Below are 9,976 nucleotides of genomic sequence, written 5' to 3'. Positions count from 1 at the left end.
AGCGGTCATCGCGTTGTTCTCCTGGAGTGCTGTGAGAGGTTTTCCAGAAGATCACGCGGTGGCCGCCTTCACGTGCAGGGCCCGCTGCTCACCGGGGCCGCCGCACACCACCTTGGTGGACGCCACTCGAACCGCCCCGGACCTGGAGGTCCGGGGCGGTTCGTCATTCTGCGAAGGATCTCCGCACAATCTGCGAAGACCTCGGGGTGGAGGTACTCCGACGTCACTCGAACAACTACGGAGCTGTCCAGCGGGTTAGCCGGCTGACGTGGCATATGGCAAAGCGACCGGCCGCGGAGCCGTCAGTCACGCCGCGATCTGCCCACTCGCCGAGCAAGCTAAGCCAGCGGCTCACCGACGAGACTGTCGCAGCCATCGTCGACGCCTACGGAGCCGGCGCGACGACTCGTGAGGTCGGCGAGCGCTTCGGCCTGGCCCACAGCTCGGTCAACAAGCTGCTGAAGCAGCATGGTGTGGCCGCACGCCGACGAGGACCTAGTCCTGCCGAGGTGGCCCAAGCGGAGGAGATGTACAGGGCGGGCAGGTCAACGCTTGAGATAGCCCACGCGCTCGGATTTGGGGCAAGCACCGGTCAGCGAGCACTTCGTGGAGCAGGGGTTCGACTCAGAGCACGCGACCAAAAAGCGTAAGTCGGGGTCCGCTCGATCAAACAACCATGACTTCTGCTCGTTTGGCTCGAAAGGTAAGCCAAGGGGCTGTCGGACACACCGTCCGACAGCCCCTTGGTCTTAGCTCTGCCTACCGCTGGACACGGATGGCGTCACAGGACTCGAACGCCGCCCCGCTCGGAAGTCGGCCACTCGCACAGGCCCGCGTGTCCCCCGCGTCCACCCCGAGTTGCGGTGTGTCGAAGTGGAGAACCGCATCAAGTCGCCCATCGCGGTTGGCGTCTTCGGCGTGCACTCGACCATGGCTCTCGGTGCAGTCCCGCTCCGCTGGTGCTTCCGCGTCACCAAAGCAGAGGGAACGGACATCGAGGCGCGTCGCGTCAAAGCTCGCCGTTGACAACACCGCCACCGGCGTCACGCCGCGGCTGCGCAGATTGATCGGGTTATCGGCCGACCCGGGGGCGATGTCGATCGTTGGTGTCGCTACGGGTGGCGTCGTGCTTCGCTTCGGCAGGACGACCGTCGCCTCTGCGCCGACGACGTCGTCCGCTGTCACGCCTGCCACGCCAAAGGTCACGTCAGCCAGCCGGTTTACATCGGTGATCTCCACAGACGTTGTGCCAGCACCGCCACTGAGCCCGACAGGGACACCGCCGACGCTGACGGCCCAGCGGTTGCTCAGGCCATCGGCAGGCGTCCACGACAGGCGGACGGTGCTGTTATCGCCCGACGCGGCGATCTCTTGGACCGTCACGTTGATTGGTGCCGCTGGCGTCGGCAGTCGCGGTGGGGCTGTGCCGACGTGCACGAACGCCGAAGCGTTGGCGATGCCGCCGTCTGCGGCAGTGACACGGACCTGCATTGACCCGTCGAAGGCTGCTGCGTAGCGGTGTGTTGCTACTGGCGTGGTGGTCGTCTGGTCGAAGACGCCATCACCCTCAAAGTCCCACTCGTAGCCGGTGATCGAGGAGCCGACTACGTACGACCGAGAAGCGTCGAACGTGAACTGCTCACCCGGTTGGCCGTAGTAGTCGGCCTGTGGGAGCAGCACCACCGGTCGGTTGCGCAGTCTGGTGAGTGCCGTCGTCAGCGACCCAACGGTATCGCCGCTGTTCACAATGACCTGTCCGGTCGTCAGCTCGGCAAGCTCCGCATACTCCCCTGCCAGGAACTCGGGAACGATGGGGTAAACGTTGACCGGGTCAATCTCCAGCGCCCGCGCGGCAACTTGCTCCACGGTGCTGCCATCGACGCGGTCCGGGTTGTGGAAGCCGGCGTCCGTCAGGACGATGGCGGCCTTAGTGGCACCGGGCCGCCAGTCGAGCCCGTTCAGCGTCGTCATCAGTGCGTGCAGCAACGCTTCCGGCAGATCGCCGCCACCGCTCGGGGACAGCCCATCCAGCTTCACCTGGAAATCACTGAGGTCTCCGCTCAGACCTGAAAAGATAGTTGCGGTGTAAGCGTCACCGATGTCCCTGTAGGCGATCAGAGCCACGCGACCGCGTTGCTCCTGAATCGACGCTGCGGCTGAACGGGCGAAGGCCTTAGCCTGCTCGATGTAGGGACCCATCGAGCCGGTCGTGTCAATCACGAAGGCCACATCAAGGCCAGTGGTCCCCGCGCCAATCAGTCCGATCTCGACATTTATGCCGCCACTCGATGGCGCAGGCACGGTGCTCCGGAGACGGCGAGCTATCTCCAACACCGCGTCATCGATAGCCCCTCCGGTAGCGGCGTATGTGAAGTGGCCCGCCGTTACCGAAAAACGCTTGTCTGATCCGCAAACGAAGTCGTCATCGGCGCACCACAGCCCAACCTTGCTACTGACTGCCGTCGGCAAGTAGGGCTTACGGGCTCCCAGCGATCCGTTGTCAGTGTCACAGTCCGGCACGATGCGTCGCCAGGTTGAGTAGCCTTCACCACGGCAGGCGGCCGGCCAGATTCCCTCGCCTTCAGGCAGGTACAGCTTCGGGTCACCGAAGAGCGCCGAGAAGTCGATTCGATCCGTGCTCCCCGGGTTCTCACTGGCCATCTTCTCGAGGGTCTGACCAACAACTTGCGCTCCTTGCGAATACCCGCCGAGAACAAAGCGGGCGGATTGACACTTGTCCAAGCGCTGCAAAAGGTAGTTGTACAACTCGCCCACACCAGAATTGATGCTGCGGCCGTAGTCGTTACCAAGGCCGCCCGAGAGCCGAGCCCCGATCGCGTTGCCGTTCTTATACCATTCGCCTACGGTGATGGCCTCGTATACGTGCCCGCCATATCCCGCGGGATCGGACCCGAGTTCGAAGTAGTGCAGTGTTGTCGTCGCGCTAACAACCCGCGATTCCAGTTGAGACCTGAATCGGTTGTTTTCCGTCGCCCCCAGCGCCTGGCCGGAACCGCGAACCCAGACGGCCTCAACGATGCCACAAGTGTCATCGACGGCCGCCGCACTAGCACTGGGAGCGACAACCACGAGACCGGCGCATCCCATAAGGAGCGCTAAGAACGCTCGAAGCAGCAGTTTCACGAGCTTTCCTTCAGGTGGTAGGAACCAGGGACTGTCTGCTAGCGGACGTCGAGACTCAGTGTCGATGCCTCGGGTGCCGCACTGTCACTGCGGTAAGTCACACGAACCGTAAGGTCCTCCACTACTCCATTGGCCGTGCAAGATGTGAAAGTGGCGGCGCCGTTTTGTCGAGGCTCGCAGGGCTCCTCGAACTCCATATCCCACCCCGCTTCCTCGAAGAGGCGGTTCAAGTCCGACGTTGATAGGACGTCAGCCGGACCCCATTGCCGCTGCACGTTGGGACAGGGGTTGCCTCCCAAACAGATCAGGCGTGGCGGTTCGATCGACTCCTGCCGGAGCGACCATGCCTCAGGCACCTGAAACTGATTGGCAACTCGTAGTGCAGCATTGCCACTAGGGCGCACAAAGAGAATCAAAAGCAGGCCGAGAAGAAGGATAGCAGCAATGACGATCAGGACCGTGGACTTCGTCCGGCGACGTGGAGACTCTACATTGCTGGGTTCGTGATTATGCATACCCTATGTCACAGATTAACACAATAGGAAGCGGCTACTGCCGCAATTAGCCGTGACGCATCGCGCATTAGACTAGATCCACTTCTCACATCACGTCGGGGTGCGCGCGGACAGTGACACGGATGCACATGGTGGCGCAAGGGTTTGAAGCACGGTCAGGGCCCACCGAGACCAAGCGCCGGCCACAGCCGGGAGGCCAGCAGTCCCGCCGGGGGTGACGCAAGCTGCCCTGCCAGCGCTTCGTGGAGGTTGGAGTAAGACGGCTTAGGTGTCGGTTTGGTGGAGGTGATCCGGTGTCACTCGACAGCAGCTCGACAGCGTCGAACAGGACCTGGCCGAAGGCGCTGATGCCTTGACGGCCGCGCTGCGTCTGCTCGACAAGCCGCAGCAGCTCTTCCAGGCCGCTGCCGACACCACTCGTCGGCTGCTGACGCAGACCTTCTTCGAGCGGCTGTACCTCGACGAGGACGATGTCACCGAGGTGCGCTACCAGGAGCCCTTCGGTGAGCTGCAGGCCGCCGCACGCTCCTGGACGACGTCCATGAGCGTGCGGCAGCGCCGGTCGGTGCCCAGAAAGACGAACAGCCCCGGCACCAACGGTGCCGGGGCTGTTCCACAGGGGTGGGCCGGCTTGCTCGCTTCCGCGTCCTTGGACGTGGGTTCGAGTAAGACGGTCCTGGTGGGGTTTTCCCCGAAATGCGTCTCCGCAGGTCAACGCGTCGTAGTTGATCTTCCCCGAACGGCCATCACATCAAGATCCCGATTCATTCACACCACTCGGTACCGGGGCGAGGCGACGAGAGGTGAGACCGCTACTCCTCCTCGTCGTCCTCGGCGTTCCGGCGGAGGAGCCAGGCTGCGTTCTGCTCGAAGCGGGCACGGGCGTTCTCGAAGTCCTCACGCAACTCGACGTCCGTCTCAGCCTCGGCACACGCGGTTGCTAGCGCAACGCCGCTGTTGAGCTCCTCGGAGACGCCGTTCACGGAGCCGTACGTCCCGAGGTGCATCGCGGCCGCGATGTCCGCGCGCACCGACGCCGCGGCGTCCGAATCCTTCTCTCTCGCCTTCGAGATCAGGTGCCGTGCCAGCCACGGCTGCCGCAGCGGCCAGGTGGAGACGTCCCGAAGGAGAGCGCTCAGTCCGAGCAGCCCGGCGCGGTCAACCGCCGCCGAGGCGGCGACGAGACGTTGCGCCTGCGAGTCGGTCACCCGCTCCATGACCAGACCAACGACGGCCGATGACTCGGGGGGCGCACCTTCGTGTGCCTGGTCGAGAAGCCACTGGACGAGCGCTTCGGCTTGGTCATCAAGGGCCGCGGCGAGTCCGTCCACCTCCGAAGGCAGCTGGCCGGCGCGGTGCGCAGTCAACAGACGGTCGAGAACCAGCAGCGGATGGGCCCTGGCGATGGCACTGACGAGCTGCTGGAGCGTGTAGTCCTGCCATCCAGCGTGGGCTACAAGGTCGAGGACTGCTTGTGCGTCGTGTTCACCTAGCTGCCGCCCCCAGGAGGCGCCGTCGTAGCCGCACGCCTGCTCGAGGGCGCGCGTCGCGGCGAAGGGCGAGATGTCTTGAGCCAGCAGCGACGCCGCCGTCTCCGCGGGGGCAGTCGCAAGCAGCCGGTGGGCGCCCATCAGGAACCGGTCCCGCACCTCCGGCTCGGTGTCGAGCGTGCCGCGGCTGTACACGTCGATGAGACGTTCGCCCCTGTCGGTCCAGCCGTAGTTGACGAACGCGGTCGCGACCGCCAGACGGACCTCCTTACGCTGCTCCGCCAGGTGCGTCAGAAAGTCGATCAGGCCGGCCTCGTCGTGGTCGGCCCACGCGTTCAGCAGCTGGTCCAGGCCTTCGTCCAGCGGCCCGGGCGCACCGGAGGCGATCGCCAGCACGGTCCCCGGCACGACGTTCGGTCGGGTGAGCCCGAGCTGGCGCCAGATCGACCAGAACGTCAGGCGGTGATCTGGGAGGGCTGCGCGGATCTGACGGCCCGTCTCGTCGAGGGTCGCGACAATCTGCCCTGGGTCCTCCGGGCCAGCAAGGTCGCTCACCACTCGTTCAGCGAGCTCCTGCCGGAATGACTGTTTGCGGTCCACAAGCCCTCGAATCCGGGCAGAGTGGGCGCACTCGCGCTCCTCGTTCGACATCGCAGCGTCGCGCTCGGCGCTCGCCGCTTCTGCTTCTTGAAGTTCCTGCAGCGTGGGGACGGGGACACCGCGGCGAGTGGGCTCGCCCGCGCTCGACTGGTGCAACAGCAGCTCGATCAGATCATCGTCGTGCTCGTCGAGTGCGGTCACGAGCGTCAGCGCCGCGTGCCGGAGTGGTAGCGACAACGCCCGCTCCGCCGTCCACGCGATCTCCTTCCGGATCAGGCGACGAACGACTCCACTCGTGGTCGCGTCGGCGACGTGCTGGAGCACGGCCAGCGTCGCCAGATCATCGCCATCCCAGGCGAGCACTTCGTCCCGGCTGGCCGTTCTTCCGTACAGCCCTGGCGGTGGCCGGAGCGCGTCGCCGAGCAGGTCGATGGCGGCAGCGGCGCATCCGACGTCGGTGCCACAGGCGAGGTCGCGCAACGTCGCCCGGATCGCGTCGCGGACGGTGCGTGACCAGTCTGGGGAAACCGGGAAGGACCGCAGGATCAACTGGCGCCGGGTCTCCGTGATGTGGTTCTCCGCCTCCTTCGCGAGAAGCGGCCGGAGGGCGAACAGCGGTGACCTCGCGGCACCGCCGGTGGCGGGTTCGGCAAGCCAACGCTTCACCCGGTCGACGATCCGTTCTGGGAAGGACAGATCGGGGAGGTCGCCGAGGTTGGCCAAGCGGTCGACGATCACGCGCTCCGCGTGCCCGGGGTGTTGGTTGGTCGGCCGCGTGTCGCGGCGTCGCAGCGCCCAGAGCGCGTCGAGCACGGTCTCGAGCAACTCTGGCGCGCTGGCCGCGCACTGGCCGTACAGCTCGGGCATGAGTCGCCGAACGTCATCGGCGTTGGTTGGCCTTCTCCACCACAGGGGCTCTTCGCCGTCTGGCACGGGCCAGCTGGAATCGGGCGGCCAGGGAGGTAGGGCGACGGTCGCTTCCATGTGGTCGAGCCGCGCTCGAGTTCCGTCGAGGAACTCGACGAGGGCCAGCGGCTGCGTAGAGGTGAGCCCACTGAGCCGCTTGAGCGCGTACTCAAGATCCTCGAAGTTCGCGGCGTTCAAGCCTTCTTGGAAGTACGCCCATACCGAGCCGAAGACTGACGGTCCCCCTCGCTGGGTGAGCCGCCAGTCCAGCTCCGCCAACGCGATGACCAACCGTTCGGCGTGGGTGGCCGAGAATGCGTTCCAGAGGTCTTCGGCGAAGCCGGTGGCGTCGGTGCCAACCGCGGCCTCCCGCTCGAGGATGTCGTCGGCCAGGACGTCCGGCACCACTCGCGTGAGCCCACCGCGGGTGACCAGCACGCCTCGGTCATGCAGGCCTTGACGCAGGCGGAGCAGCTCTACCAGCGTCAGATCGCAGAACTCGGCGATGGTCCCACGCAGGTCCGCGTCGTCGACCGGCCCGAGGCCCGCGTAGACCGCGAGGAGCCGTCGAACGGTGTCACCGGGAACGCCGTCGATCTCGCGAGCCGCCAACTCCTCGTAGCGCGCTAGGACCTCTTCACGGAGTCCCGGATCGACTACGACCGGCGCTGTGAGCTCTCCCCGGCGGATGAGGTCCGCGGCGATGACCGCGACGTGGGGTGAGTGCACCGCCTGTCCGGCGAAGTACTCACGTGCGGCCGGTTGCAGACGGAAGCCTTCGGTGACGGAGTCGACCAGGGCGCGGGCCTGCGGCTTGCCGAGCTCGCCCACCTCGACGGTCGCGATCTGATTCAGCCGGTACCGGGCATTGGCGATCTGCACCCGTAGGGCGCGGGTGCCGGACGGACGTGAGGACAGGACCAACTGGGTGCCGTCGACATTCCGGGCGTACTGGAGCAACGGTGCGATTGCGGAGGGGTCTTGGTGCGCGTCGTCTACGACGATGACAGCCGGCGTCTGCGGCAGCTCGCCAAGCGCCGCGGCGTCGACGGCGCGGCCGGGTGACAGGCACACCACTGCGATCTGGCGGTTCTCGTCCTGGAACTGTGCGAGCCCTTCGACGAGGAGCCGGGTCTTTCCGCGGCCGCCTGGGCCGGTCACCATCACGACGGCCGGCCAGTCGCCGCTGCGGTTGAGCGCTGCGCCCAGGGCCTCGAGTTCGGCTTCCCGGCCTACACGGGGACCCAGGTCGTTGAGGACCGTGTTGGGGTCTCGGCGGTCGGCGGCGAACGTGTCGAGGGAGAGGAAGGCGTCCTCGCCCGGCACCTCGAGCAGCATCCTGCGCACCGCCACGCCCCAGGTGGCATCAAGAACGTCCCTCTGCTTGTGCAGAGGGAGATCGTGCAGAAGCCGCCCTAGACCACGCTGGTCGAGCAGTTCCCAGTTCGAGTACTTCGCCATCTCGTCGCGGGCATCGCGGGACGCCTCCCCTGAGAACACCAGGTGGTGCACGTCTGCCTCGAAGGTGCAGGCATTCACCGCCGCCCGGACGTCGCCGGGCGTCAACGTGTCCTGGCGCTTGCACTGCCAGCTCGCCGACGCACCGTCGCTGAAGTCGCCCTCGAAGTCGATGCCGTCCTGCTTGTCGCCTCGGCGGCCCCAGCGCTCCACCCGGACGACGTGACGCAGCGGCTCAGGGCAGAAGCGGTGCGCGCTGAGCAGGCGCTCGGTGAAGTCCTCGAACTCCTCCCACGACAGCGACGGCGTCGGCAGGAGCTCGGGGTTCTTACCCGGCAATGGGGTGCCTGGGGGCCCCGCAGGTCCTTCACCTGACGCGGGCGTCCGGGGTTCGGGATCCGGCACCTGCTTCCTCCCCGTGGTCTCGGTTCGATCGTCGCGGACGGCCGCGCATGTGTCGTCACCGTAGGTGACCTCACCGACGGAAGGGCGAGCTGGCGTGGCGTCCTCGGGTTCACCTCCTGTCCTGCCGTACTGCCAGCCCGGGCCCGTGTGCGACCTCGAGGTACGGCGCGGTCACCAGAGCAGGTCGAGGCGGCGCGGCGGTGTCGGTTCACCTCCTGTCGTGCCGGCTTGCCATCCTCGGCCCCTGGTGCGCGGCCGTTCGTCATCTGTGGAGTTGTAGCGCTCCTGCGGAGCACGAGGTTCAGGCGGTCGAGTAGTTCGCCGTGAGGCTCACCGCAGGCCGCGACACGCACCGTCCCGGGCATCCGTTGCCTGTCAATCGCCCGTCGACGGTCAGCTGGCCGCGCCGGTGAGGTCGTCGCCGAGGCGAATGAAGCCAGCACCGACACCGGCACCAGTGGCGGCGCGGATCGTCCGCCGCGGCCCACGGGTCGCCAGTCCCTCGGAGGTGCCGGCCATGTCCGTGCGTCCCGTCCCGTCCACCATCGACGTCCACCAGCCGTGGTCATCGGATCGCATCGCAGCCCTGTCCGACCGCGGCGTGCTCGCCCGCGCGGCCGCTCTGCTCGGACTGCCCGCCGGGCAGCTGCCGCTGCCGCTGCACTGGGGGCCCGGCCCGGCACAGATCGCCGCGCTGCGCACCACCGCCGAGGTGCTGCTCACGCGTCTGGAGCAGAGCACCGGGGCCTGCCCGGACTGCGCCGGCATGGAGCGCCGGCTTGACTGCGCCCGGGAGCTGGGCCGACTGGAGGCGCGCCTCTCCGCCCTCGCGCACGACGCGAAGCTGGTGCTCAGCTGGCTGGAGGAGGCCTCGGCACGGGACTGACCCCGGGCTTGGGTTCCAACTGGGCGCGCTCAGGGGTGACGCGGACGGCATCGCACCGTCCGCGTCACCCGGCACCGCCGGTGCCGAAGCGCGCCAACCCACCGGAGCAACCGATGACCAACGAACCGAGTCCGAGCGTCCCGGCGCCGGAACGGCTGCGTGACTACCAGCTGCGCAAGCTGCTGACCCGACGGGAACAGCTGGCAACCGCAGCCGCCGAACACCTGGCGCATGATCTGATCGCCGACCCGCTGTGGCAGGCCGTCGACCAGGTCGAAGAACGGCTGCGCCGGGAGTTCCCCGCCGTCTGGGAGAAGTCCTACGCCGACTGGGTGACCGCAGACGCCGCCCGCCTGCACTCCCCCAACCAGCCGGCACCGGACACCTGCTGGATCTGCCGGCAGCGCCAGGAACCCGAGGCGGAGTTCCGCCCGGCCTCCTGACCGCCATCGCCACCGTGGGCCCCCCCCCCCCCGCCCGGGCCCCCCCCTCTACCGCCCCCCCCCCCCGCAGCCCCACCCCCCAAACACCAACTTACACCATCTCCAGCCCCGGCCCCCGCCCCGCCGCCC

Annotated in this window: 4 protein-coding genes; 2 read left to right on the top strand and 2 right to left on the bottom strand. The window is 67.1% G+C overall.

Annotated features, from left to right (window positions below):
- Positions 1 to 759 precede the first annotated feature (759 nt).
- Together ACI79P_RS21500 and ACI79P_RS21495 are read right to left on the bottom strand one after the other, a co-directional pair.
- Positions 760 to 3,144 (bottom strand): cutinase family protein, encoded by a 2,385-nt coding sequence (locus ACI79P_RS21500; protein ID WP_456583096.1) that lies wholly within the window; start codon positions 3,142 to 3,144, stop codon positions 760 to 762.
- 1,327 nt (positions 3,145 to 4,471) lie between these two features.
- A complete protein-coding gene (locus ACI79P_RS21495; protein WP_456583095.1) occupies positions 4,472 to 8,452 on the bottom strand; it encodes a P-loop NTPase in 3,981 nt (1,326 codons plus the stop codon).
- Between the two features lie 583 nt (positions 8,453 to 9,035).
- Between ACI79P_RS21495 and ACI79P_RS21490 the strand changes: the two genes are divergently transcribed.
- Both ACI79P_RS21490 and ACI79P_RS21485 read left to right on the top strand, forming a co-directional pair.
- The gene (locus tag ACI79P_RS21490) at positions 9,036 to 9,404 is read left to right on the top strand and encodes a hypothetical protein (protein WP_456583094.1); all 369 of its coding nucleotides are present in this window, start codon (positions 9,036 to 9,038) and stop codon (positions 9,402 to 9,404) included.
- A 113-nt stretch (positions 9,405 to 9,517) separates the two neighbouring features.
- Complete coding sequence (locus ACI79P_RS21485; protein WP_456583093.1) at positions 9,518 to 9,847, top strand: hypothetical protein; 330 nt, start codon at positions 9,518 to 9,520, stop codon at positions 9,845 to 9,847.
- Positions 9,848 to 9,976: the final 129 nt, after the last annotated feature.

Source organism: Blastococcus sp. SYSU DS0510 (genome assembly GCF_054050835.1).
This window is presented reverse-complemented; position numbering and strand designations above follow the sequence as displayed.

Bases quoted from the DNA above. Each gene is read 5' to 3' on its own strand.
- ACI79P_RS21490 (WP_456583094.1), top strand. From the start codon at position 9,036: ATGTCCGTGCGTCCCGTCCCGTCCACCATCGACGTCCACCAGCCGTGG.
- ACI79P_RS21485 (WP_456583093.1), top strand. From the start codon at position 9,518: ATGACCAACGAACCGAGTCCGAGCGTCCCGGCGCCGGAACGGCTGCGT.